Origin of the sequence: Geobacillus sp. JS12 (genome assembly GCF_001592395.1) — a bacterium.
Lineage (GTDB): Bacteria > Bacillota > Bacilli > Bacillales > Anoxybacillaceae > Geobacillus > Geobacillus zalihae.
Map to the genome: position 1 here is coordinate 1950152 of NZ_CP014749.1, position 22640 is coordinate 1972791.

At 55.3% G+C, this 22640-nt stretch carries 25 protein-coding genes and 1 pseudogene; 8 read left to right on the forward strand and 18 right to left on the reverse strand.

Translation table 11 applies throughout. From position 1 onward, the window contains the following. Window positions 1-52: 52 nt before the first annotated feature. The 9 genes from A0V43_RS09500 to A0V43_RS09540 all read right to left on the reverse strand — a co-directional run bounded on the left by A0V43_RS09500 (window position 53) and on the right by A0V43_RS09540 (window position 7943). A complete protein-coding gene (locus tag A0V43_RS09500) occupies window positions 53-1354 on the reverse strand; it encodes a pyrimidine-nucleoside phosphorylase (RefSeq protein WP_063192987.1) in 1302 nt (433 codons plus the stop codon). A gap of 5 nt (window positions 1355-1359) precedes the next feature. Next, window positions 1360-2196 (reverse strand): purine-nucleoside phosphorylase, encoded by an 837-nt coding sequence (locus A0V43_RS09505; RefSeq protein WP_063192988.1) that lies wholly within the window; start codon window positions 2194-2196, stop codon window positions 1360-1362. Between the two features lie 29 nt (window positions 2197-2225). After that, window positions 2226-3413, reverse strand: a complete 1188-nt coding sequence (deoB, locus tag A0V43_RS09510; protein ID WP_033005752.1) for a phosphopentomutase — start codon at window positions 3411-3413, stop codon at window positions 2226-2228. Between the two features lie 133 nt (window positions 3414-3546). Beyond that, window positions 3547-4443, reverse strand: coding sequence for a site-specific tyrosine recombinase XerD (gene xerD, locus A0V43_RS09515; protein WP_012820676.1), 897 nt, complete (start codon window positions 4441-4443; stop codon window positions 3547-3549). Window positions 4444-4449: 6 nt separating this feature from the next. Then, window positions 4450-4662: a YqzK family protein gene (locus tag A0V43_RS09520; RefSeq protein WP_011231798.1), complete on the reverse strand. Its 213-nt coding sequence runs from the start codon at window positions 4660-4662 to the stop codon at window positions 4450-4452. A 100-nt stretch (window positions 4663-4762) separates the two neighbouring features. Then, window positions 4763-5215 (reverse strand): ferric iron uptake transcriptional regulator, encoded by a 453-nt coding sequence (fur, locus tag A0V43_RS09525; RefSeq protein ID WP_011231799.1) that lies wholly within the window; start codon window positions 5213-5215, stop codon window positions 4763-4765. 97 nt (window positions 5216-5312) lie between these two features. Beyond that, window positions 5313-5978, reverse strand: coding sequence for a stage II sporulation protein M (gene spoIIM, locus A0V43_RS09530; protein WP_013144830.1), 666 nt, complete (start codon window positions 5976-5978; stop codon window positions 5313-5315). 224 nt (window positions 5979-6202) lie between these two features. Further along, the gene (locus tag A0V43_RS09535; protein ID WP_063192989.1) at window positions 6203-7393 is read right to left on the reverse strand and encodes a TIGR00375 family protein; all 1191 of its coding nucleotides are present in this window, start codon (window positions 7391-7393) and stop codon (window positions 6203-6205) included. Next, the gene (locus tag A0V43_RS09540) at window positions 7386-7943 is read right to left on the reverse strand and encodes an NUDIX domain-containing protein (RefSeq protein WP_063192990.1); all 558 of its coding nucleotides are present in this window, start codon (window positions 7941-7943) and stop codon (window positions 7386-7388) included. Before A0V43_RS09540 ends, A0V43_RS09535 begins: the two co-directional genes overlap by 8 nt. Window positions 7944-8063: 120 nt before the next feature. Here A0V43_RS09540 and A0V43_RS09545 point away from each other — a divergent pair, with 120 nt between their 5' ends. Further along, window positions 8064-8984, forward strand: a complete 921-nt coding sequence (locus A0V43_RS09545; protein WP_063192991.1) for an aldo/keto reductase — start codon at window positions 8064-8066, stop codon at window positions 8982-8984. A 180-nt stretch (window positions 8985-9164) separates the two neighbouring features. Here A0V43_RS09545 and A0V43_RS09550 read toward each other — a convergent pair whose 3' ends face one another. From A0V43_RS09550 to A0V43_RS09565, 4 genes are all read right to left on the reverse strand, one after another. Then, window positions 9165-10406 carry a CynX/NimT family MFS transporter gene (locus A0V43_RS09550; RefSeq protein WP_063192992.1) on the reverse strand — a complete coding sequence of 414 codons (1242 nt, stop codon included), beginning with the start codon at window positions 10404-10406 and terminating at the stop codon, window positions 9165-9167. A gap of 15 nt (window positions 10407-10421) precedes the next feature. Next, window positions 10422-10646 carry a DUF3886 domain-containing protein gene (locus A0V43_RS09555; protein WP_063192993.1) on the reverse strand — a complete coding sequence of 75 codons (225 nt, stop codon included), beginning with the start codon at window positions 10644-10646 and terminating at the stop codon, window positions 10422-10424. Window positions 10647-10927: 281 nt separating this feature from the next. After that, window positions 10928-11167 (reverse strand): YqkC family protein, encoded by a 240-nt coding sequence (locus A0V43_RS09560; protein WP_033009050.1) that lies wholly within the window; start codon window positions 11165-11167, stop codon window positions 10928-10930. After that, complete coding sequence (locus A0V43_RS09565) at window positions 11157-11501, reverse strand: iron-sulfur cluster biosynthesis family protein (RefSeq protein ID WP_015375327.1); 345 nt, start codon at window positions 11499-11501, stop codon at window positions 11157-11159. Before A0V43_RS09565 ends, A0V43_RS09560 begins: the two co-directional genes overlap by 11 nt. An 84-nt stretch (window positions 11502-11585) precedes the next feature. Between A0V43_RS09565 and A0V43_RS09570 the strand changes: the two genes are divergently transcribed. Continuing rightward, a complete protein-coding gene (locus A0V43_RS09570; RefSeq protein ID WP_012820666.1) occupies window positions 11586-11804 on the forward strand; it encodes a CDGSH iron-sulfur domain-containing protein in 219 nt (72 codons plus the stop codon). A 72-nt stretch (window positions 11805-11876) separates the two neighbouring features. Beyond that, the gene (locus A0V43_RS09575; RefSeq protein ID WP_015375328.1) at window positions 11877-12074 is read left to right on the forward strand and encodes a YqzH family protein; all 198 of its coding nucleotides are present in this window, start codon (window positions 11877-11879) and stop codon (window positions 12072-12074) included. 147 nt (window positions 12075-12221) lie between these two features. Here the strand turns inward: A0V43_RS09575 and A0V43_RS09580 are convergent, their stop codons facing one another. After that, entirely contained in the window at window positions 12222-13010 is a 789-nt protein-coding gene (locus tag A0V43_RS09580; protein WP_063192994.1) for an SDR family NAD(P)-dependent oxidoreductase, read from the reverse strand. Continuing rightward, window positions 13001-13972 (reverse strand): MBL fold metallo-hydrolase, encoded by a 972-nt coding sequence (locus A0V43_RS09585; RefSeq protein WP_063193850.1) that lies wholly within the window; start codon window positions 13970-13972, stop codon window positions 13001-13003. The genes A0V43_RS09580 and A0V43_RS09585 overlap by 10 nt, the downstream gene beginning before the upstream one ends. 509 nt (window positions 13973-14481) lie before the next feature. Between A0V43_RS09585 and proI the strand changes: the two genes are divergently transcribed. Both proI and namA read left to right on the forward strand, forming a co-directional pair. Then, the gene (gene proI, locus A0V43_RS09590) at window positions 14482-15321 is read left to right on the forward strand and encodes a pyrroline-5-carboxylate reductase ProI (RefSeq protein WP_063193851.1); all 840 of its coding nucleotides are present in this window, start codon (window positions 14482-14484) and stop codon (window positions 15319-15321) included. A gap of 324 nt (window positions 15322-15645) precedes the next feature. Beyond that, window positions 15646-16668, forward strand: a complete 1023-nt coding sequence (gene namA, locus A0V43_RS09595) for an NADPH dehydrogenase NamA (RefSeq protein WP_033025797.1) — start codon at window positions 15646-15648, stop codon at window positions 16666-16668. On the opposite strand, the pseudogene rnz reads toward namA, so the two are convergent. Next, window positions 16665-17587 (reverse strand): annotated as a pseudogene (gene rnz / locus A0V43_RS09600) (ribonuclease Z). The gene namA and the pseudogene rnz sit on opposite strands and share 4 nt — an antisense overlap. 238 nt (window positions 17588-17825) lie before the next feature. On the opposite strand from rnz, the gene zwf reads away from it, so the two are divergent. The 3 genes from zwf (at window position 17826) to A0V43_RS09615 (ending at window position 20529) form a co-directional block, all read left to right on the forward strand. Next, complete coding sequence (gene zwf / locus A0V43_RS09605; RefSeq protein ID WP_442899722.1) at window positions 17826-19310, forward strand: glucose-6-phosphate dehydrogenase; 1485 nt, start codon at window positions 17826-17828, stop codon at window positions 19308-19310. A gap of 72 nt (window positions 19311-19382) precedes the next feature. Continuing rightward, window positions 19383-20000: a cyclase family protein gene (locus A0V43_RS09610; protein WP_063192996.1), complete on the forward strand. Its 618-nt coding sequence runs from the start codon at window positions 19383-19385 to the stop codon at window positions 19998-20000. Window positions 20001-20217: 217 nt separating this feature from the next. Beyond that, a complete protein-coding gene (locus A0V43_RS09615; protein ID WP_063192997.1) occupies window positions 20218-20529 on the forward strand; it encodes an AbrB/MazE/SpoVT family DNA-binding domain-containing protein in 312 nt (103 codons plus the stop codon). A gap of 85 nt (window positions 20530-20614) precedes the next feature. Here A0V43_RS09615 and A0V43_RS09620 read toward each other — a convergent pair whose 3' ends face one another. Together A0V43_RS09620 and A0V43_RS09625 are read right to left on the reverse strand one after the other, a co-directional pair. After that, window positions 20615-21982, reverse strand: a complete 1368-nt coding sequence (locus A0V43_RS09620; RefSeq protein WP_063192998.1) for a glycoside hydrolase family 1 protein — start codon at window positions 21980-21982, stop codon at window positions 20615-20617. Window positions 21983-22180: 198 nt separating this feature from the next. After that, window positions 22181-22531 (reverse strand): hypothetical protein, encoded by a 351-nt coding sequence (locus A0V43_RS09625; RefSeq protein WP_236930792.1) that lies wholly within the window; start codon window positions 22529-22531, stop codon window positions 22181-22183. Between the last annotated feature and the right edge of the window lie 109 nt (window positions 22532-22640).

Sequence of the window (22640 nt, forward strand, 5' to 3'; positions counted from 1 at the left end):
GTCTTCTACTTGAACAACTGCTTTTTTCCTTGCGGATCGCCAGCGTCCCTCTCTATACGATGGTCTCATAAATGAGCGGCGGCCGAGCAACCGGCTGCGGCGACAGACGAATAGCCGCCTCGATCTGTTCTTTCACGTCAAGCACATCTGGCCGGTTGCTGTGAATCGTGGCGAGCGCTTCCCCTTTCTGCACGCGATCGCCGATTTTTTTATGGAGCACAATGCCGACCGCCAAATCGATCATGTCTTCTTTTTTCGCCCGGCCGGCGCCGAGCCACATGGCGGCCGTGCCGATGTCATCGGCAGCCATCTCGGCGACATAGCCGTCGGCAGCCGCCGTGACGGTCGACGTATAGGCCGCCTTTGGCAATTGATCCAGATCGTCGACGACCGATGCATCTCCACCTTGAGCGGCCAAAAACGTTTTGAACGCCGCGATGGCGGCCCCGCTGCGAATCGCCTCTTCAAGCAAACGGCGCGCCTCATCAAGCGATGGCGCCTTCTCCGCCAAATAGACCATATGGCTGCCGAGCGTCAAACAAAGTTCGGTTAAATCGTGCGGCCCGTTTCCTTTTAACGTTTCGATGGCCTCTTTCACTTCCAAGGCGTTGCCGACGGCATAGCCGAGCGGCTGGCTCATGTCAGAAATGACCGCCATCGTCCGGCGGCCGACGCGCTTGCCAATGTCGACCATCGCTCGAGCGAGCCGGCGCGCCTCGTCAAGTTCCTTCATAAACGCTCCGGCGCCCGTTTTCACATCCAAGACGATGGCATCAGCCCCAGCGGCGATTTTTTTGCTCATGATCGACGAGGCGATGAGCGGAATGCTGTTGACGGTCGCCGTCACATCGCGAAGCGCATATAGCTTTTTGTCAGCCGGTGTCAAATCGCCCGTTTGGCCGATAATGGCGATTCCGTTTTCATTCACGAGTCGAATGAACTCGTCTTTGCTGATCTCGACATGAAACCCGGGCACGGACTCGAGTTTGTCGATCGTGCCGCCCGTATGGCCGAGGCCGCGCCCAGACATTTTCGCCACCGGCACGCCGACAGAAGCGACAAGCGGCCCTAAAACAAGCGTCGTCGTATCGCCGACCCCGCCGGTCGAATGTTTATCGACTTTCACGCCGCGAATACTCGACAAATCGAGCATTTCGCCGGAGTGCACCATCGCCATCGTCAGCGCGGCCGTTTCTTCCTCGGTCATGCCGCGGAAATAAATCGCCATCGCGAGCGCGCTCATTTGGTAATCGGGAATGTCCCCGTTTGTATACCCTCGGACGATCCACTCAATTTCTTCCTTCGTCAGCGCCTTTCCGTCGCGCTTTTTCGCAATCAAATCGACCATTCGCATCGCGATCACCTTTTTCGTTTTGATTTCGCCATTTCGGCGACAATCGCTTTCACAAACCGCAAAAAGTCCGTCTTCACCCGCTCAGCCGTTTCAACCACTTCGTCGTGGTGAAGCGGAGCATCCGACATCCCTGCAGCCATATTCGAAATGCACGAAATGCCGAGCACCTCAATGCCGCCGTGGCGGGCGACGATCACTTCCGGGACGGTCGACATGCCGACCGCATCGCCGCCGAGCGTACGAATCATGCGGATTTCCGCCGGCGTTTCGTACGACGGCCCCGTATTGGCGACATATACTCCTTCATGCACGTGAACGCCAAGTCTCGCCGCCGTTTCCTTGGCGAGCTCGCGCAGCCGCCGGCTGTACGCTTCCGTCATGTCCGGAAAGCGCGGACCAAGCTCCGGATCGTTCGGACCAATGAGCGGATTTGTGCCCAGCAAGTTGATATGGTCGGAAATGATCATCAAATCGCCCGGCCGGAACTGTTCGTTCACGCCGCCGGCGGCGTTCGTCACGATCAATTGACGGATGCCGAGCGCCTTCATCACCCGGACGGGAAACGTCACTTCCTGAAGCGAATACCCTTCATAATAATGAAACCGCCCTTGCATGGCGACAACGGTCGCCCCCTCAAGCCGCCCATATACGAGCCGTCCAGCGTGTCCTTCAACGGTCGACACTGGAAATCCGGGAATATCTTCATACGGAATGCGAACCGCCTCTTCGATTTCATCAGCGAGCACGCCGAGCCCCGAGCCGAGAATGAGACCGATTTCAGGCGGAGTTGGCATCAATGGGCGCAAATGACCGGCGGTTTTTTCAATCGCTTGTCGATCCATTCTTTCCCCCCTCATCGTTCTTTATGAAGTTAGGCCAAATCAGCCAAAAAGCTTGTTCCGTACGGCGGCCGGTTGACTTGGAAGTTATCCGCAATCGTTGCGCCGACATCGGCAAACGTCTCGCGGACTGGGAGCGGCTTGCCGCCGCGAAATCGCGGGCTGTACACAAGAAGCGGCACATATTCGCGCGTATGGTCGGTTCCGTGGTGAATCGGGTCGTTGCCGTGGTCAGCGGTGATGATAAGCAAGTCGTCCGCTGTCAAGCGCGGCAACACATCGGCAAGCCGGGCGTCAAACTCTTCGAGCGCGTCGCCGTAACCTTTTGGGTCGCGGCGATGGCCGTATTTAGCGTCAAAATCGACGAGATTGACGAAACTCAACCCGGTAAAGTCCATGCCGAGCGTGTCGACGAGCTTATCCATTCCGTCCATATTGGATGTCGTTCGCAACGACTGGGTAACTCCTTCATTGTCGTAAATATCGGCGATCTTCCCGATGGCAATCACTTCATAACCGGCGTCTTTCAATTCATTCATCACCGTTTTGCCAAACGGCTTAAGCGCATAGTCGTGCCGGTTGGCGGTTCGCTCAAAATGGCCGGGTGTGCCGATGAACGGTCGGGCAATGACGCGCCCGACCATATACGGCTCGTCGCGCGTCAATTCACGAGCGATTTCGCAAATGCGGTACAATTCATCAAGCGGCACAACTTGTTCATGGGCGGCGATTTGCAAGACGGAGTCGGCTGATGTATAGACGATGATCGCCCCTGTTTTCATATGCTCTTCGCCAAGCTCTTCGATGATCGCTGTTCCGCTCGCCGGTTTGTTGCCGATCACGTTCCGGCCGGTGCGCCGCTCGAGCTCAGCGATCAATTCATCTGGGAACCCGTTCGGAAAGACGCGGAACGGCTTGTCGATGCGAAGGCCCATCAGCTCCCAATGGCCTGTCATCGTATCTTTTCCAGCCGATGCTTCCTTCATTTTTGTATAGTACGCGAGCGGTCGATCGACTTTCGGCACCCCTTTGATCTCACGAATATGGCTTAGGCCGAGCTTCGCCATGTTCGGCATATAGAGGCCGCCGCGATACTCAGCGATATGGCCGAGCGTATCCGCTCCTTTGTCGTTGTATTTCTCGGCATCCGGCGCTTCGCCGATGCCGACTGAATCCATCACAATCAAAAAGACGCGCCGGTATGTCGCTTTCACATTCATTCCCCCTGCCTACAATGAAAAATATGGAGTCTCTTTCTATCGTTCCCGTATTTTCGCGAAAACACGCCTATGGCCAATTGGTCAGAAGTCTGACAACTAAAACGACAGGCAAGCGCCTAGCATACGGCAACTGCTAGGCGCGCGGGTGGTACTGTTTGTACACGTCTTTTAGGCGCGTTTTCGTAACATGCGTATACATTTGCGTCGTCGAAATGTCGGCATGCCCAAGCAACTCTTGCACAGCGCGCAAATCGGCTCCGTTCTCAAGCAGATGCGTCGCAAACGAATGCCGAAGCGTATGCGGCGTCAATTCTTTTTCGATGCCGGCTTCTTTCGCGAGCCGCTTTAAAATTTTCCAAAACCCTTGCCGTGTCAACCGCTGGCCATAATGGTTCAAAAATAGCGCCTCCGTTGCCCGCCGTCGCGGATTGACAAGCTGCGGGCGCCCTCGCTCCAAATAGTGGGCAAGCGCTTCAATCGCCATGCGCCCGATCGGCACGATCCGCTCTTTCCGCCCTTTTCCATAGCAGCGGACAAACCCCATCGTCAAATGCACGTCAGCCAAATTCAGCTGCACGAGTTCGCTGACGCGCATGCCGGTCGCATACAACAGCTCGAGCATCGCCTTGTCGCGCAGCCCAAACGGTGTGCTCACTTGCGGCGCTGCAAGCAACGCCTCGACTTCCTCGACCGACAACACTTTCGGCAACGTCCGTTCAAACTGCGGCGTTTCGATATGGACGGTCGGGTCTTGCGCCGCGATTTTCTCTCTTAGCAAAAACTGATGAAACGAACGGATCGACGCCAAATGGCGGGCAATCGTCCGCGCCGATTGCCCTTGTTCGCTTAAAAACTTTAAAAAATGGAGAATATGGAGGCGCTCCACTTCGCCCCACGCCTGAAGCTGCTCGACTTGGCGCAAATAGCGGACGTATTTTTTCAAATCGCGTTCATACGAAACGATCGTATTGTGCGCCAAATTCCGCTCCACCGTCAAATAATGCAGAAAATCTTTCAATTCGTATTCCAACGCTCTCTACTCCCCATCGCGATAAAAAAATAACAGCCGGTCGAGCCAACTTGGCGGCGCACTCTCCGCCGCCGATACTTTGACCGCCGATCCCTTCGGCTCATCGTATCGGTGGTAATACTCGTACTCGCGGTTAAACCATACAAGACTATAATAAAATAAAATGGTGCATCCCGTAAATAAAAGAAACACTTTCACCATTTGCCAAACGGTTTTCATGGCATCCTCCCTATCCGCTGCTTGTCAGCTTGCTAGTATGAGGATATGCCATTTGTTTCGTTGTTTATACGCAAAAAACCTTTCCCGTTGGAAAAGGTTTTTATTTTTCTTCATGCTTTTGCTGGCAACGGTGACAAATGCCGTGGAACGTCAAACGATGGTCTTTAATTTTAAATTTCCACTTCTCCTCAACAATCGCTTCGACATCCTCAAGCAAATCTTCTTGAATTTCCGCCACCGATCCGCATTCCAAGCAGATGAGGTGGTGATGGAAATGGGCCGCTCCTTCCTTGCGGAGGTCATAGCGCGACACCCCGTCCCCGAAATTGATTTTATCGACAATTTTCAGCTCGGTTAACAGCTCGAGCGTCCGGTAAACGGTCGCCAACCCGATTTCTGGGGATTTTTCTTTCACGAGGAGGTAGACGTCTTCCGCGCTTAAATGGTCTTCTTCATGTTCAAGCAGGACTCTTACCGTCGCTTCCCGCTGCGGCGTTAACTTGTAACCCGCCGAATGCAGCTGCTTCTTGATTCGTTCCACACGATCTTCCATCTTTTCATTCCTCCCTCGCCATTCACCCATCATTATAACAAATGCACGAGGGAAGTATCAAAGTAAAATCACTATTATGAAGAAATGATAATGGTTATTATATAATATTCATTATGATTAAACTCATTGTCCATTGAACCGCCTGTTTCATCAATGCCGGCGAAAGATATGCCTCGACCGCTGAGGAAAGAAGCAATCCAAGGGCGACAGCCGCCATCGCCGCTGCGTAGCGCATCACCATCGGAAACATCGATCCATGCGGCCGCTTCATAAACTGGTTGCGCACCATGTGCAAGGAAAACGAAATCGAAATGACGCCCATGACGATCATGAGTGGAATGGCCACCAAATTTTGCGGCATGATGGACACAAACGACAAAAGAAACCCGCGCCAACCCATTTGGTTGACTAAAAAGCCAACCGTAAAGCCGACGACGACGCCTTTGAAAAACAGCAAAACAAGAATGATCGGCAAGCCAATGACAGAAATGCCAAGCACCCACATCAGCGCGGTATATTTGACGTTGTGCATATAGCTTTGCCGGAACATATCATGGGCGCTTGCGATATTGTCTTTTGACACTTGTCCAAAAAATTGCGTCAAGTAATAGTACAAGTCTTGCTTTTGACTGAAACCGAGGCTGTTGACGACAATGGCGCCGAAAATGACGCCCATGAGAAACAGGACGATGACAAACACATACAGCGAAGCATGTTCACGCCAATGGACAGCGATAGCCGATTTCAGCGGATGGGTTCTCATTGTGCTTCGTCCTCCTACTTTGTCTCTTAGTAGATTGTATGTCCATCCGCTTTCGGTATGACTGTTTTTCTAAAAGGCTGGTGATGGAATGAAAAAGCAGCTCAACACCGACGTGTGACCAACTTCACGGGCGGCACGCCGCCTCGGTCCATTGGCGCATGGCTGGGCTGGGCCAAGCAGCACGCACGGCATGATGATGAACGGCAGGAGCGCTGCCCGAGTGGTTACCCCTCCCGCACTTTCCCGTATCTCCCACCGCCCCCGGCCTCGATATAGAGCGCACCGCTGCGGGCAAGGACGATCAGCCGGGCCAATTTTTCTCCGACCGTCTCCGCGATCTCTTCCTCCGCCGCCTCATGAAGAACGCGCATTTCCGTGCCAAAACGGGCGAGCAGCTTTTCATACGCCCTTGGGCCGAGGCCGGGGATGAATTCAAGCGGCACTTGATAAATGTATGGCGGCCGTTTCGGCCTGCGTTCCGCCGTTTTCAGCTCCGCCAGCCGGTCAAACACGCCTTTCACGACACGATGATGGCCGCACGCCGCACAGCGGCCGGCTTCCGGTTCAACCGGTGCAAAGCAGCGTTCGCAAACGGTTTGATGGTATTTTCCAAGCTTCGGGTTTAATCCGTAGTTGGCGACAATCGCGCGCCCGTCTTCACCGCGCAGCGCTTTTTCAAATTCGGCAAACGTCGGGGCGGCGAGCCGCACTTCTTCATATTCACGGGCGATTTTCCGCAGCGAATGGGCATCGGAATTCGTCAAGTACGGGTAGCGATGCAATTCGGCGATCTGGTCGGCCATCGCCGTGTCGGCGCTTAACCCAAGTTCAATGGCATCAATCCAATCCGGGTCAAACACTTCTGTCAGGCTGTGCTTGACCCCTTTTCCGTACAAGCTTTTAAACGGGGTGAACGCGTGCGCGGGAATGAACCAGCCGCCCTGCTCTTTCGCGGCAGCTTGCAGTTCACGGCCGGACACGTAAATGCGCTGTGAACTGAGCGACACGTTCTTTACCCGTTTGCCAAGCCAGCCGGAAAACGTGCGCATCGTCTGCACAGTCGGCAAAAAAACGAGCACGTGGATCGGTCCATGGCAATGGTCGTCATATACTTCGATTTCACTGCCTAACAAAAGCGTCACCTTCCCGGCGCTGACGCCGCCTTCCTCATGTTCGCGCCAACCGTGCTTCTCCATTGCCCGCTCGAGCTCGTCCAGCACTTCGGGCACATGGCTGTCAATGACACCGACGAGGTCGATCCCTTTCACCTCAGCCGCCTCATGCAAGATGTTCTCAAACGTCAACGTCCGCGCTCCGGTAATTTTCACCGGGCGGCCCGAGGCGGTGCGGCCGATGTGAATATGTAAATCAGCGTAATAACGGCCGAGGCCGCCCGCGTGTGTTTGATCAGGCATTTTGCCCCCCCAACGCGCGGCGCAGCTGCAAATATTGCAAAGCGTACGCCGTTTTGGCGTCATAAATTTCACGTCGTTCCAGCATATGAAGCGCCTCCTCCAATGTCACTTCCAGCAATTCGACGAACTCGTCCTCATCCAAACCGGCGCCGTCCTCCACTTGTTCCAGCCCCTCGGCGACATACAAATGAATGAGCTCATCGGCAAACCCAGGGGATGTATAAAAAGAAATGAGATGGCGCATCGATTGGGCGCGGTAGCCAGTTTCTTCTTCGAGCTCGCGGTGTGCGGAAGCGAGCGGCTCCTCTCCTTGTTCTAGCTTGCCCGCCGGGATCTCGACCAATGCGCGCTCGAGCGCTTTTCGGTACTGGCGGACAAGAACGATTTTCCCATCCGGCAACAGCGGCAGCACCGCCACCGCGCCCGGGTGCTTGACCACCTCGCGCCGGCTTTTCTGCCCGTTTGGCAGCTCCACTTCCTCCACATACAACTCAATAATGCGGCCGCTGAACAGCTTCTCTCTGCGGATCGTTTTTTCATACAGCTCCATGTTCATTCTCCCCTATCAAATTGGATCGATTCTTTTCCATTGTACTACATGTTTGGCCATTTTTTCGCTTCCGTTGTACAATGAACATATCATCATCGATCGCGAAAGGAGGCGCAAAACATGAACAAACGCCGCATCGGCACATCGGACTTGTATGTGAGCGAAATCGGCCTTGGCTGCATGTCGCTCGGCACGGATGAAAACCATGCCATCTATCTCATCCATGAAGCATTGGAGCGCGGCATCAACTACTTGGATACAGCCGATTTATACGACCGCGGCTTAAACGAGGAATTTGTCGGCAAAGCGGTGAAAGGAAAACGCGGCCAAGTCATCATCGCGACAAAAGTCGGCAACCGTTGGCGGCCGGATGGCAGCGGCTGGGACTGGGATCCGTCAAAAGCCTATATCAAACAAGCGGTCAAAGAAAGCCTGCGCCGCCTGCAAACGGACTACATTGACTTATACCAGCTCCACGGCGGCACGATCGACGACCCGATCGATGAGACGATTGAAGCGTTCGAAGAGCTGAAGCAAGAAGGCGTCATCCGTTGGTACGGCATCTCCTCGATCCGCCCAAACGTCATTCGCGAATATGTGAAGCGCTCGAACATCGTCAGCGTCATGATGCAATACAGCTTGCTTGACCGCCGCCCGGAAGAATGGTTCCCGCTTCTTCGCGAACACAACATCAGCGTGATCGCCCGCGGCCCGGTCGCAAAAGGCTTGCTCACGAGCCGCCCGCTTGAGCAGGCGGGCAGCGCGGTGAAACAACACGGCTACCTCGATTATTCGTATGAAGAACTGCAGGCGCTCATCCCGAAGCTGAAGGAAAAAAGCGAAAAACACCGCTCATTGACCGCCACCGCTCTGCAATTTTGTCTTTACGATCCCGTTGTTGCCGCTGTCATCCCGGGCGCCAGCCGCCTTGAACAGCTTGAGGAAAACGTCGCCGCTGCGTCAGCCCCGCCGCTTGGTCGCGACGAATACGAATGGCTGAAACAAACGACAAAACGCTCGGTGTATGAAGCGCACCGATAAGCGCCGGAATCGCCATCGTGCTTCATTCCGACGCCTATTGCCGGCGAAGCCAGCAACAACCGCAGGCCGCAGCCTCTATTCCCTGCCTATGTGCGTCACTGAACTTGCCGGCGGCCATGGCGCTGACAAGAGGCAAAACGAAAAAACAAACCAAAAGAGCCCGACGGCTGCCAATGTCCGTTACGGGCTCTTTTTTCCAAATGGACCGGCCGCTCCCACAAAAGTCGATCCATCCTCTTCCACATACCGATTCCTCGCCGCCCCCAACCCGAACGCCATCATGGCCGCACAAACGACCAACAACATGCCAAGCGGAGCGGTAAACCGTCCGGCCGCATCATACAATACGCCAAACAACGGCGGACCGGAAGCGGCAAGCAAGTAGCCGACCGATTGCGCCATGGCGGACAATTGGGCGGCGGCGAGCGGATGGCGCGTCCGCAGCGTAAACAGCATCATCGCCAGCGAAAACGCCATGCCGGCGCCGATGCCGGCAACAAGCGCCCCCGCCCACAGCCACCACCCTTGCCCGCCGAAAAAGACAAGCGTCCCAGCTCCCATGCAAAGCACAGCTGAACCAATCAGCACCTTTTGATTGTCCATCCGCTCCGCGAGCATCGGAGAGACGAACATCATCGGCAGCTGGGCAAACTGAAAGAAAAAGAGCAGCCATCCGGCCGCCCCGGCGGCCAACCCCTTGCTTTGTCCAAGCTCCGGAAGCCAAGTGACGACGCAGTAAAAGAAAAACGATTGCAATCCCATAAACAACGTCACTTGCCAGGCGAGCCATGACCGCCAAAGCGTTGAGCGGCGGCTTCCGGACGGCGCGCCGTCCGGCTCCCGGCCGCGCGCTTGCGGCAGCCAAACGAAAAGCGCCAACACCGCAAACAAAGCCCAAAAGCGAAACGCCCCTTGCCAGCCAAGCCCCCAGTCATCCGCAAGCGGAACGGCGATCCCGGAAGCGAACGCCGCGCTCATGTTCATCGTCACTGTATAAATGCCCATCATGAAGCCTACTCGTTCAGGAAACGATTCTTTCACCAGCGCCGGCATCAAGACGTTGTCCACTGCAATGGCCGCACCGATCAGCACCGTGCCGGCAAACAGCCAAGAACTGTCGGAGAGCGGCCGGAGAAGCTCGCCAACGAGCAAAACGATCAACGAAAAAAAGAGCGTCCGCTTCATCCCGAACCGGCGGGCGAGAGCCGCTGCCGCCGGCGCCAGCAAGGCGAACGCCATAAGCGGAATTGTCGTCAACGCCCCGGCGGCCGCGTAGGAAAGGCCAAGCCCCCGCTGCAAATCAGGCACGAGCGGGCCGACCGTCGTAAGCGGCGCGCGCAAATTGACGGCCAACGCGACGACTGCTCCGGCCGTCCAGAATGGAAAAGAAGAGGGGCGCGCCGCTGCCGCATTCGATTTCATCGTCCATCCCCTCCGCTACTTAAATTTCCGCCAGTCTAGCTCGCTTTCCTCAAGCAGCTCGGCAAACGATTTCTGTTCCTCGCGGCGGCGCGCTTCCTCTGCCGCCCGACGCCGCTGTTCTTCCTCGGCAAGCACCCGCTTTTTCTCAAGCAGCTTCGCTTCCACCGCGGCGCCAAGCCGGTCGGCGATCGTCAAGGCCTCCGTCCCTTGCTCTTTTTTTCGCCCGATCTTCTTCATCATGTCCGCCCCCTTGCATAACAATCGTTCATTTGTCAAACGATACAACTACACGACAAAGAAAAGGAGAGATGATGGATGGCGAAAAACCGCGCCCAAAAAGGAAAACCGTCCGCTGATACGGTCAAGCCGGTGATCGCAAAAGAAGAGCTGGAAAAAGCAACCCACCCGACCAAGCGGCAAAACAGTCCGCAATAACATTGGAAAGCGCCATTCGGCGCAAAACACGGCTTCTAACGATGGAAAGGGGCGCCCCCGACCGAAACGGGTTAGGGGCGGCCCCTTTACAACACCTCGGTGATGTGCGGCATATGCTCGCCAAGCCAAGCAATGGCCGCCTCAAGCGTCGGAAACTCTTTCGTTTCAAACGTCATTTCGTTTTGCAGCAGCCAGACGTCTTTCGCCTCATGATACGGGCCGGCGACCGACCAATGAAGCAAGCTGTACGGATCGTTTTCATGGGTGAACGACACCCATGTTTTTTGCTTCGCCGTCTTTGCGAGCTGCTCTAACTTACCGTTCATCGCCGGATTTCACCTCAACAAGCGGCATATGACCATTCAACGTTTGCCCTGGGCTTTTGAGCTGAAAAACGGTCGTTCCCGGCTTGACGTCAATCGTCATCGCTTCATCAAAAAAGATGAGCCGCGACCGTTCCACGAGCACCGGCACGAAATTCGTTTCGACGGCCCAATCATCGTCATCGGCCTTGTCGACAAGCCATAGCGCCGGCACGCCGTCGACCAAACAGCCGCAGCCGTCCGTGTCAAACGCCAGCTTTAACTGCCGTTCGGATTGCGCTACAATAGAGGCAAGCGCCCGTTTGGCTGCATCCGTAAACGTGATCGATACACTCATGCCTGACTCCTTTTTCCTTATTGATTTTCCTTTTCATTTTACCTGCCAACACGCGAAACTGTCAAAGCAAAGGAGGAACAAGCGATGGCAAACGTGCAAATCAAAGTGAATGACAACGGTTCGCTGCGCGTCACCGGCGATGTGGAACTGCTCGATGGAGAAGGAAAGCCGTTTGTGACGAAACAAACGTTTTCGCTCTGTCGGTGCGGGCTGTCGAACAATAAACCGTTTTGTGACGGTTCACATAAAGGCCGATTCCAATCGGTCGTCCGTGCCCCGTCGCCGGAATCGAGCGAATCGTAACGAACGGCCGTTTCTTCCCAGCCAACAGGCAAGGACGTCTTTTCCTAAGTTTTATAACGGACGGTGAAATCGATGAATGAACGTTGGCTGCAAAAACAAGCGCGCAACTGTCTGCGGCATTACGGCTACGATGATGACATGATGCCGCTTGACGAAGACGACTGGCGCGAGCTTTGCGCCCGCATTGCCGCCGCCAAAGAGAGGCAGCCAAACGCGGACATCTATGAACTTGTCCATGACGCCGTCTACCGGTTCATCGCCGGTTCTTGACCCGACTTGTGTCAAATGCCCCTAATGAGAAAGAAAAGCGGCGCTGCGATTGTGAAAGGGTGTCCCACAAGCTCGGGACACCCTCTCGTATTCCATAGACGCAAAACGATCAAACAACATGACCGTTTTCGGACCCGCTTCTTTGACTTACTTTTGGAAAAACGCCCGTTTCGCCACCTTTTCCACCAAACCCGGCGCAAGGCGATACAGCCGGCTGCCGAGATCCATCCAGCGCGGCATGTTCACTTCGCGCGTTGGCGTCATCATCGCGGCAACAACGCGCTTCGCCACCGCCTCCGGCCTTAACATCCAACGCGAGACATTGCGCACATACTCTCCCGATTCATCAGCGGTCGAAAAAAAGTTTGTCTCCACCGGCCCCGGATTGACGGTCGTGACAAAAACGCCAAAGCGCCCCGCCTCGAGGCGGAGGCTGTCGGTAAAGCCAACGACCGCGTGTTTCGTCGCGGAATAGACGCTCGACTTCGGCGTCGCGATTTTGCCGGCTTGCGAGGCGATATTGAGAATGTGGCCGCTTCGGCGTTCTTTCATATGCGGATACACCGCCTTCGTGCAGGCGATGAGGCCGAAGACATTGACGGCAAACATCCTCTCCATTTCATCCAAGTCGATGTCCTCGACATAGCGAAAGACGCCAAACCCGGCGTTGTTGACCAACACATCGATCGCGCCAAGGTCCGCAATGAGCTGGGAAACGACCGCCTCGATCATGCCGCGGTCGCTGACATCAAGCGATGCATACGGGGCGCGAATGCCGGTTTGCGCTTCGATCCGCGCGCTGATTTCTTTCAGCCTTTCTTCACTGCGCGCCAAGAGCACCGGCACCGCCCCTTGGCGCGCCGCTTCATAGGCGATTTGCTCGCCGATTCCTCCCGACGCTCCGGTAATGACGACATGGCGCCCCTTCAGCCGCACACCGACACCCCCGCCGCTTCGTAAACGTATCGGCCGGCTTCCTGTTTTTTCGTCACATACCCGTTCGCCTCGAGATAATCAAGCTGGCCGATTGTCTCCGACATCGTCAGCATGAGCTGGCGTTCGTAAGCGGTGGGAAACAGCTTTTGACAAACGTCAAACACCGTATGCGGGCGTTCTTTCACCATTTCGAGCACCCGCTCGGCGCGCTGGCGCTGCTTACCCAGCCGCTCGCGAACGAGCGCCGGAATATCGGTCGCATCGTCGCCATGGCCGTTTAGCGAGCGAACGATATCGTATTGCAGCATTTTTTGCAGCGACTCGTTGTACTGCAACAACGGTTTCGGCCGTCCCGTCTCCCCTTCCGCCGGCGGCTCCATCATTGGATTCGGGGAAATATGAACAAGCAAATGATCGCCGCCGATCAGCAACCCATCCGCCTCGCGGTAGAGGGCGATATGACTTTGCGCATGCCCCGGCGTTTCGATGACCTGCCATCCGGGCATCTCCGGCACCGCGTCCCCTTCCGTCACCATGATGTCAAGCCCGCGCCGGCTTGCGTATCGAAGCGATCCGCCTTCTTTGGACAGCTGACTGAACAAACGGCGGTCGACGCCGCATTCCGTAAAAAATTCCTGAAAAAATTGGACGTACCGCTCCATAAACGAACGTTCACGGCGCAAAAACGGATCCGCTTTCGGATGGCCGATGATCGGCGCATGCGGAAAATAATCAAGCAAGCCGACATGATCCGGATGATGATGAGTAATGACGATTTGTTCAATATCCTCTGGCGCATAACCGACCTCGCCAAGCTGCTTCACAAACAGCTGCCATGCTTCCTCTGTTTTCACTCCGGCATCGACCAGTGTCAACCGATCGCCGGCGATCACGTACATATGCACATCGCCGACCGGAAACGGCGTCGGCACCGTGATCCGATACACTCGTTCCTCGTTCATTGCGTTCCCTTCTTTCCTCAAGTTCATGAACCATCCCGTTCGAACCGTTTCATCAGTCGAAATGAATAGTGATTCATTATATTTTATTTTACAGTTTACACCGATTTCATCCATTTGTCATGCCTTTTTCTTCCGCACGACGAAATTGCAAAAAAATTCGCTCTCCTCTCTTGACAACAGCGCCTGTCCCGCGGCATAATGACTAATAACATCACGGATACGGCAAACCGGCGATGAACAGGGCCAGTAAACCGCAAACGGCACCAGAGAGCGAAGCCCGCGGCTGGAAGGCTTTGCGGCCCTCTTTGCGGTTGAACCTACCCTAGGAGCTGTTAGGCCAACCTAAACGCCTCCCCGGCGTTATCGGGGCAGAGTCGGGCCTGTTTGGCGCTTGGGCCAAATCGGGCCAAAAAAGGTGGTACCGCGGAAACGAAGGTTTTCCGTCCTTTTGCAGGACGGGAAACCTTTTTCTTTTGGATGGATACACCAAGGCAAGGAGGAGTGGAATGATGAACAACGAACGAACGATCGCGCTCATCGGCGCCGGCTCGATGGCGGAAGCGCTCATCGCCGGCATGACGAAAGCGTTTTGCCATCCGTCGCACATTGTCGTTGCCAACCGACAAAACCGCGCTCGGCTCGAGGAGCTGGCGCGCCAATACGGTGTTTGCACGGCGGGTTGCGCGCAAGAAGCCGTCAAACAAGCGGATATCATCATTTTGGCGATGAAGCCGAAAGATGTCGTCGAAGCGATGAACGCCATCGCACCGACCCTCCGCGCCCATCAGCTCATTCTTTCACTGCTCGCCGGCATCACGACCGAGACGATCGAACGGCTCGCCGGACGCAACATCCCTGTCGTGCGCGCCATGCCAAACACATCCGCCGCCGTCGGCTTATCGGCGACCGCGATCGCCGGCGGCCGCTTCGCCGCGAAAGAACATCTTGAGGTCGCCAAACAGCTGTTTGAAACGGTCGGCATCGTCGCTGTTGTGCCGGAGAAGGACTTGCATGCGGTCACCGGCCTGTCCGGAAGCGGTCCGGCGTATGTGTATTACTTGGTCGAAGCGATGGAAAAAGCGGCGGCCGACATCGGCCTTGAGCGAGATGTCGCCAAACGGCTCATTTTGCAAACGATCATCGGCGCAGCCGAGATGCTAAAAGCGTCCGACAAACATCCATCCGTCTTGCGCCGCGAAGTGACAAGTCCAGGCGGCACGACCGAAGCCGGCATTGGCGTGCTTGAGCAATACCGGTTCCAAGAAGCGGTCATCGCCTGCATCCGGCGGGCGACGGCCCGCTCCGAAGAGCTCGGCAGCGCTCTTCTCGCTGCCATCGCCGAAGCGTAAAGAGCGGACCTCCGGAGCGCGCCGCCCCCGCACGGCGGATGGGCGGGGAAGTTTCGGCAAAACCGGGCGCAATGAACAAGGAAACAAACGAACCTTTTCATCCGGTTATGGAAGATTTTTTTGGTTTCGCATAACGGAAACTCGAATTTCGCACATGACACAACCGCATAAGCCCATCTTTACCCAAAACAGACCATGTTAACAGGGCCGCGGCTTTTCCACCGTCCGGCTCAGGCAAAACAGTCCGTTTCACTTTGTTTTTGACAGGCAGCGTGCTATCATCAGTCATGAACCACTCATTGGCTTAGAAAGGAGCTGCTTGTCATGAACACGGTATTGTTTTCGCCGTATACGATCCGCGGGCTGACGCTGAAAAACCGAATTGTCATGTCGCCGATGTGCATGTATTCGTGCGACACGAAAGACGGCGCCGTACGCACGTGGCACAAAATCCACTACCCGGCTCGCGCCGTCGGCCAAGTCGGCTTGATTATCGTCGAGGCGACCGGCGTGACGCCGCAAGGCCGCATTTCTGAACGCGATTTAGGCATTTGGAGCGATGACCATATCGCCGGGCTTCGCGAACTCGTTGGGCTTGTGAAAGAGCATGGAGCCGCCATCGGCATCCAGCTTGCCCACGCCGGAAGAAAATCGCAAGTGCCGGGAGAGATCATCGCTCCGTCAGCCATCCCGTTTGATGATTCGTCGCCGACGCCAAAAGAAATGACGAAAGCCGACATCGAAGAAACGGTGCAGGCGTTCCAAAACGGGGCGCGGAGGGCAAAAGAAGCCGGCTTTGACGTTATTGAAATCCATGCCGCCCACGGCTACCTGATTAACGAATTTTTATCGCCGCTCTCCAACCGGCGCCAAGACGAGTACGGCGGCTCTCCGGAAAACCGTTACCGTTTCTTGGGTGACGTGATTGACGCTGTCCGCGAGGTATGGGACGGGCCGCTGTTTGTGCGCATCTCAGCGTCCGACTATCACCCGGAAGGACTGACAGCAAAAGACTATGTTCCATACGCCAAACGGATGAAAGAGCAAGGCGTCGACCTTGTTGACGTCAGTTCCGGCGCTGTTGTTCCGGCGCGCATTGACGTCTATCCGGGCTATCAAGTGCCGTTTGCCGAACTGATCCGCCGCGAAGCGGACGTGCCGACCGGCGCCGTCGGGCTCATTACATCCGGCTGGCAGGCGGAAGAAATTGTGCATAACGGCCGCGCCGACCTCGTCTTTTTGGGGCGCGAGCTGCTGCGCAACCCATACTGGCCATACGCCGCAGCGCAGGAGCTCGGCGTCAAAATCGACGCACCCGTCCAATACGAGCGCGGCTGGCGGTTTTAACCGCGCGAAATCGAAAATGAGGCGAAATCAGCGGCGAGATCGGTGTTCGGAAACACCTTCCGCGCTTCGGCGACGAGCCGCAGCGCCGCCGCACCTTGATAGCGAGAGCTGATATGGGTCAAAATAAGCCGCTTCGCTCCGGCCCGCCTCGCCACCTCGGCTGCGTCTGTGGTCGTGGAATGGAAATAGTCACGGGCCAGCCGCTGTTCCGCCGCGGCAAACGTCGCCTCGTGGACGACGACATCGGCATCGCGGGCGAGTTCAATCGCCGCTTCGCAAAAACGGGTGTCGCCGAGCACCGCGACGATTCTCCCCTTTTGCGGCGGCCCGACAAATTCGCGCCCGTCGATGACCGTGCCGTCATCCAGCACGACCGTTTTTCCTTGCTTAATTTCTTGATAAATCGGGCCGGGGCGGACGCCGAGTGCTTGCAATCGCTCGACCAAGAGCGGGCCGGGCAAATCTTTTTCAACGACGCGGAAACCGTATGACGGCATGCCGTGATCGAGCCGTTTGGCGATGACGAAAAACCGTTCATCGTCAAAAATGACGCCCTCATCGATCTCCACAATGTTCAGTTCATACCGGAGCTTTGTCCCGCTGACGGCAAGGGCCGTTTCGACAAACGCGCGAATGCCTTTTGGACCGAAGACCGTAAGCGGCGTCTCGCCGCTTTGGAACGAGCGACTGCCAAGCAGCCCAGGTAGACCAAACAGATGATCGCCATGCAAGTGCGTAATAAAAATATGCTCGATGCGGCGCGGGCGAATGGCGGTATGCAAAATTTGATGCTGCGTCGCTTCGCCGCAGTCAAACAGCCATGTCGCCCCCGCTCGTCAAGCAGCTGCAGGGCGACGGACGATACGTTGCGCTCTTTGGCCGGCACGCCGGCACCCGTGCCTAAAAACAACAGTTCCAACGCGCTTCACTCCTTTTTCTCGCTCAACATTGCCTGTTGTTAGCGTACCAATGTCAAAACGGCTTTTCAACTTTCTTTTGCGCTCAAAAACGCCGGGTTGGCGCCCGGCTCTTTCATGAACATAAAACGCTTTGCCGCCGGAATGCAACAAAGTGTTTGCGTTCCGACCGGCAAACCTCTACAATGGTTTCATTGAAGAGACAAATTTGGCTAAAGCGAGGTACATACGGTGGACAACATGAACCCGAAATCGATCATCGTCATTTTCGGAGCGACGGGAGATTTGGCGAAACGGAAACTGTTTCCGTCCCTTTACCGCTTGTATGAAAAAGGGCATTTGCATGAGCAATTCGCTGTCGTCGGCGTCGCGCGCCGCCCGTTGTCGGCCGAAGAGTTCCGGAATTATGTGCGCGACTCGGTCGAAACGGCGTTTCACCAAAAGCTCGCCGACGGCCGATTCACCTCCCATTTCTATTACCATCCGTTCGACGTGACGGAAGCCGAGTCGTACCAGCGCTTAAAGTCGCTCCTCGAACAGCTCGACGGCACATACGAGACCGAAGGCAACCGCATCTTTTATTTGGCAATGGCGCCGGAATTTTTCGGCACCGTTACTTCCCGCTTGCAGTCGGAAGGATTGACGGAAACGCGCGGCTTTAAGCGGCTCGTCATCGAAAAGCCGTTCGGGCATGACTTGGCGAGCGCCGAGAAGCTGAATGACGAGATTCGCCGCGTCTTTTCCGAGCGGGAAATCTACCGGATCGACCATTATCTTGGCAAAGAAATGGTGCAAAACATCGAGGTCATCCGCTTTTCAAACGCCATTTTCGAGCCGCTTTGGAACAACCGGTTCATCGCCAACATTCAAATCACATCAAGCGAAACGCTCGGCGTCGAAGACCGCGGCCGCTACTACGACCATTCCGGGGCGCTGCGCGACATGGTGCAAAACCATATGCTGCAAATGGTCGCTCTGTTGGCGATGGAACCGCCGATCAAATTAACGACCGATGACATCCGCCATGAAAAAGTGAAAGTGTTGCGCGCCTTGCGCCCGATTGCGCACGATGAAGTCGACCGCTATTTCGTGCGCGGCCAATACGGACGCGGAGCCATCCACGGCAAACACGTGCCGGCGTACCGCGAAGAGCCGAACGTCGATCCGAACTCGAACACGGAAACGTTCGTCGCCGGAAAACTTTTGATCGACAACTTCCGCTGGGCCGGCGTGCCGTTTTACATCCGCACCGGCAAACGGATGGCGGAAAAATCGACAAAAATCGTCGTCCAATTTAAAGATGTACCGATGAACTTGTATTACCGGACGAATGAGACGATCGCCCCGAACTTGCTCGTCATCCACATCCAGCCGGACGAAGGGATCACCCTTCATTTAAACGGCAAAAAAACCGGGGAATCGACGACCATAACAGCTCCATTTCAACTCGACTATTGCAACAACTGCATCGACGGCATCAACACGCCCGAAGCGTACGAAAAGCTGTTGTACGACTGCATGCGCGGCGATGCGACGAACTTCACCCATTGGGACGAGGTGGCAGCGTCATGGCAATTTGTCGACCCAATTTCTGAGGTGTGGGCGAACACAAAAGCTTCCGACTTTCCGAACTACGCGGCTGGCTCCATGGGCCCGGCGGCTGCGGACGAGCTGCTCAAACAAGACGGCTTCCACTGGTGGCCGATCGAGCATCCGCGCCCATAACGGCGAATGGTTCGCGCCCGCCGCCTTTTTGGACAAGCGAACATGACCCTTAGGCAAAGGAGCGAATGAACGATGAAAGTGTATGACGTCACCGCCCCGATTTACGAGGGCATGCCCGTGTATAAAAACAAACCGGAAAAACAACCGAAGCGCACCACCGTCACCAACGGCTATGTGACCGAATCGCGCATTGACATGGACGTGCACACCGGCACGCACATTGACGCCCCTCTTCATATGGTCGAAGGCGGGGCGACGTTTGAAACGATTCCATTGAACGACCTCGTCGGCCCGTGCAAGCTGTTCGATTTAACCGATGTCAACGACCGGATCACGAAAGACGACATCGCGCATCTTGACATTCAAGAAGGCGACTTCGTTCTGTTTAAAACGAAAAACTCCTTTGATGATGCATTTAACTTTGAGTTTATTTTCGTCGCCGAAGACGCGGCTCGGTATCTAGCCGACAAACGGATCCGCGGCGTCGGCATCGACGCCCTTGGCATCGAACGGGCGCAAGAAGGCCATCCGACCCATAAAACGCTGTTTTCGGCCGGTGTCATCGTCATCGAAGGGCTGCGGCTGAAAGATGTCCCCGAAGGCCGCTATTTCATGGTCGCCGCTCCGCTCAAACTCGTCGGCACCGACGCCGCCCCGGCGCGCGTCTTGCTGTTTGACCGCGAGCCGTAAAAACAGCCGGTCCCTTGATGGGACCGTTTTTTTTCATTCTCATTCAAGAAGACCCCATGTCTATGTGTGAACGGGGCAAGAGGGCGTTCAACGTCCGTTCTCATATCGTTGCTGACCACACATGTTTCTTGCTGGACAAAAAATCATACGATTTTTAATGATTGATTCAACACAAACATAAGTATAAAAAGCGTTCTCGAAAGGAGTGAACGCATCGATGGAGAAGGGGAATGTTTCTGCTCAACCATCGCCTATCGTCATGAAAGCGACAAGCAAACTGTCTAGCCGAGGGCAAGTGGTGATTCCCGTTGAAATCCGAAAAACATTAGGCCTCACCGAAGGAGACGATCTGACGTTTATGGTCAGCCAAGATGGAGAAATAAAAGTGGAAGTCACGAAGAAATATCGCTTGTCACAATTAATCGGCATTCTCAAAACCAATCATCCGTTCCGCCCCGTTGAGGAAATCCGAGATGAAGCATATCGGACGATGGGAGCAGAGGAATTGAAAGACGGGGAGGAAAAATAAGTGGCTCGCAAATATTTGAAACGATTGAACATTCGCCACGATCGTCCAAAGAACTGGTGAAAAGGCGGGGCTTCCCCGCCTCTGTTTACAGCTCTTCCCCGTTCGTGCGAATGACGCGCTGGAACCAGTAGAAGCTTTTTTTCTTATAGCGCTTCAAATCGCGCAAGTTCTCGTCGTCGCGGTTGACGAAAATGACGCCGTAGCGCTTGCGCATCTCCCCTTGCGAGCTTAATAGATCCGTCGCCCCCCACATCAAATAGCCGATCACCTCGACCCCTTCTTCCATGGCCATCTTCATTTGTTCGATATGGCGGCGCAGATAGTCGATCCGCTCGTCATCGTCGACCGTTCCGTTCTCATTCAGCTCCTCCTCAAGCCCGATGCCGTTTTCGGTGATGAAAATCGGCATCTGGTAGCGGGCGTACACGTCTTTTAAGGCAATCCGCAACCCGATCGGATCGATCGCCCAGCCCCATTTCGTCTTTGGCAAGTGCGGGTTCGGTTCAAGCCCTTTGATGATCCGCTCATCCTGTTCCTGATGGCGGACGATTTGGCTTTGATAGTAGCTGAACGACAAAAAGTCGACCGTCTGCGAACGGAGCAACTCCTCATCCCCCGCTTCGAGCGGCAGGCAGATTCCTTTTTTCTCAAGCCGGTTGGTCACATAACGCGGATAGGCGCCGCGGGCGAACACATCAAAGAAGAAATCAAGGAACAGCTCTTTCGCCTGCACGTTCGCCAAAGCGTCTTCCGGCCGGCATGTCGCCGGATACGTTGTCAAATACGTCACCATCCCGCCGATCTTCGCCTCGGAAGCGATTTCGCGCAGCGCCTTCACGGCTTTCGCGTGGGCGATGAACACGTTATGACAGACGCGGTAGGCAAACGCTTCCGGGTCTTCGTCTTCCGGCCCAATCGCCCCCCATAAATGCGGCTGTTCGAGCACTAAATTTTGTTCGTTGAACGTCAGCCAATAGTTCACTTTCCCGCGGTAACGCGCAAATACGGTGCGCGCGTACCGCTCAAACAAGTCGACGACTTTCCTTGATGCGAAGCCGTTGTATTTTCTCGCCAAAGCCAGCGGCAAGTCGAAATGGTACAGCGTAATGACCGGCTCGATGCCGTTCGCCCTCAATTCATCAAACACAGCGTCATAAAACGCCAACCCCGCCTCATTCGGCTCCCCTTCCCCGTCCGGAAAAATGCGCGTCCAAGCGATGCTCGTCCGGTAGGCGGTAAAGCCGAGCTCCTTGAACAACGCGATGTCTTCTTTGTAGCGATGGTAAAAATCGACCGCCACTTTCCAGTCGGAATGCCCTTTTGGAATCGGGCGCGCATCCACGATCGACAGCCCTTTGCCGCCTTCGTTCCACGCCCCTTCCGTCTGAAACGACGTCACCGCTCCGCCCCATAAAAAGTTGTCGGGGATGATCGATTTACGCTGTTGTGACATGGAAAGACCCTCCTATCTGTGAACAGACGTGTTTCAGTGATTGAACGCCTTGGAAAATTCACCCTTGGGCATCATCCTCATTATGACATATTTGCTTCTTTATAAAACGAGACGGGCGGAGGTACGAAGCCCGTCTAGACGTTGTGAAAACTGTTTCATGCGCTTTGGAGAGCACCAACGCTCCCAGCAATGGCAATTTTATTGAGACAGTTTTTGCTTAATCAAATAATGGTTCGTAGCCACTTTTCGATACGTGAAGATCATTCCATCATCTCCAGCCGTTGCGAGCAACGCTTCAGATGACAAATCGGCGATTTTCGTTCCTGTTGCCCGGTTATAAATGGCACGGCTGGTGATGATATATTGACGGCTCGCCGCCCGCAGCGGCTCCGGAAATTCAGCGGCCACCAATGCGCCGGGCTGGGCTGGATTGATGCGCGCCTTTCCGTAAAAAATCTCCCCGCCATTCCAATCCCCCGTCAAACGATGATTGCTAATTCCTATACATTCCTTGCGCATAGCATAGCTCAAACAATCGAGCACCGACATTTGACCATTCCTTATCCATCCTCAATATCCATGATAGCCCACCGTTGATCATCACTTCAAGCTCTTTTTGCCATACGCCCCCTGTTCGGCCGCATGCACCAACTGCCGC

Coding starts and splice junctions, on each gene's coding strand:
- A0V43_RS09500 (WP_063192987.1), bottom strand. CDS start 1,354: ATGCGAATGGTCGATTTGATTGCGAAAAAGCGCGACGGAAAGGCGCTG.
- A0V43_RS09505 (WP_063192988.1), bottom strand. CDS start 2,196: ATGGATCGACAAGCGATTGAAAAAACCGCCGGTCATTTGCGCCCATTG.
- deoB (WP_033005752.1), bottom strand. CDS start 3,413: ATGAATGTGAAAGCGACATACCGGCGCGTCTTTTTGATTGTGATGGAT.
- A0V43_RS09520 (WP_011231798.1), bottom strand. CDS start 4,662: ATGAAAACCGTTTGGCAAATGGTGAAAGTGTTTCTTTTATTTACGGGA.
- fur (WP_011231799.1), bottom strand. CDS start 5,215: ATGGAAGATCGTGTGGAACGAATCAAGAAGCAGCTGCATTCGGCGGGT.
- spoIIM (WP_013144830.1), bottom strand. CDS start 5,978: ATGAGAACCCATCCGCTGAAATCGGCTATCGCTGTCCATTGGCGTGAA.
- A0V43_RS09535 (WP_063192989.1), bottom strand. CDS start 7,393: ATGCCTGATCAAACACACGCGGGCGGCCTCGGCCGTTATTACGCTGAT.
- A0V43_RS09540 (WP_063192990.1), bottom strand. CDS start 7,943: ATGGAGCTGTATGAAAAAACGATCCGCAGAGAGAAGCTGTTCAGCGGC.
- A0V43_RS09545 (WP_063192991.1), top strand. CDS start 8,064: ATGAACAAACGCCGCATCGGCACATCGGACTTGTATGTGAGCGAAATC.
- A0V43_RS09550 (WP_063192992.1), bottom strand. CDS start 10,406: ATGAAATCGAATGCGGCAGCGGCGCGCCCCTCTTCTTTTCCATTCTGG.
- A0V43_RS09555 (WP_063192993.1), bottom strand. CDS start 10,646: ATGATGAAGAAGATCGGGCGAAAAAAAGAGCAAGGGACGGAGGCCTTG.
- A0V43_RS09560 (WP_033009050.1), bottom strand. CDS start 11,167: ATGAACGGTAAGTTAGAGCAGCTCGCAAAGACGGCGAAGCAAAAAACA.
- A0V43_RS09565 (WP_015375327.1), bottom strand. CDS start 11,501: ATGAGTGTATCGATCACGTTTACGGATGCAGCCAAACGGGCGCTTGCC.
- A0V43_RS09570 (WP_012820666.1), top strand. CDS start 11,586: ATGGCAAACGTGCAAATCAAAGTGAATGACAACGGTTCGCTGCGCGTC.
- A0V43_RS09575 (WP_015375328.1), top strand. CDS start 11,877: ATGAATGAACGTTGGCTGCAAAAACAAGCGCGCAACTGTCTGCGGCAT.
- A0V43_RS09585 (WP_063193850.1), bottom strand. CDS start 13,972: ATGAACGAGGAACGAGTGTATCGGATCACGGTGCCGACGCCGTTTCCG.
- proI (WP_063193851.1), top strand. CDS start 14,482: ATGAACAACGAACGAACGATCGCGCTCATCGGCGCCGGCTCGATGGCG.
- namA (WP_033025797.1), top strand. CDS start 15,646: ATGAACACGGTATTGTTTTCGCCGTATACGATCCGCGGGCTGACGCTG.
- zwf (WP_442899722.1), top strand. CDS start 17,826: ATGAACCCGAAATCGATCATCGTCATTTTCGGAGCGACGGGAGATTTG.
- A0V43_RS09610 (WP_063192996.1), top strand. CDS start 19,383: ATGAAAGTGTATGACGTCACCGCCCCGATTTACGAGGGCATGCCCGTG.
- A0V43_RS09615 (WP_063192997.1), top strand. CDS start 20,218: ATGGAGAAGGGGAATGTTTCTGCTCAACCATCGCCTATCGTCATGAAA.
- A0V43_RS09620 (WP_063192998.1), bottom strand. CDS start 21,982: ATGTCACAACAGCGTAAATCGATCATCCCCGACAACTTTTTATGGGGC.
- A0V43_RS09625 (WP_236930792.1), bottom strand. CDS start 22,531: ATGTCGGTGCTCGATTGTTTGAGCTATGCTATGCGCAAGGAATGTATA.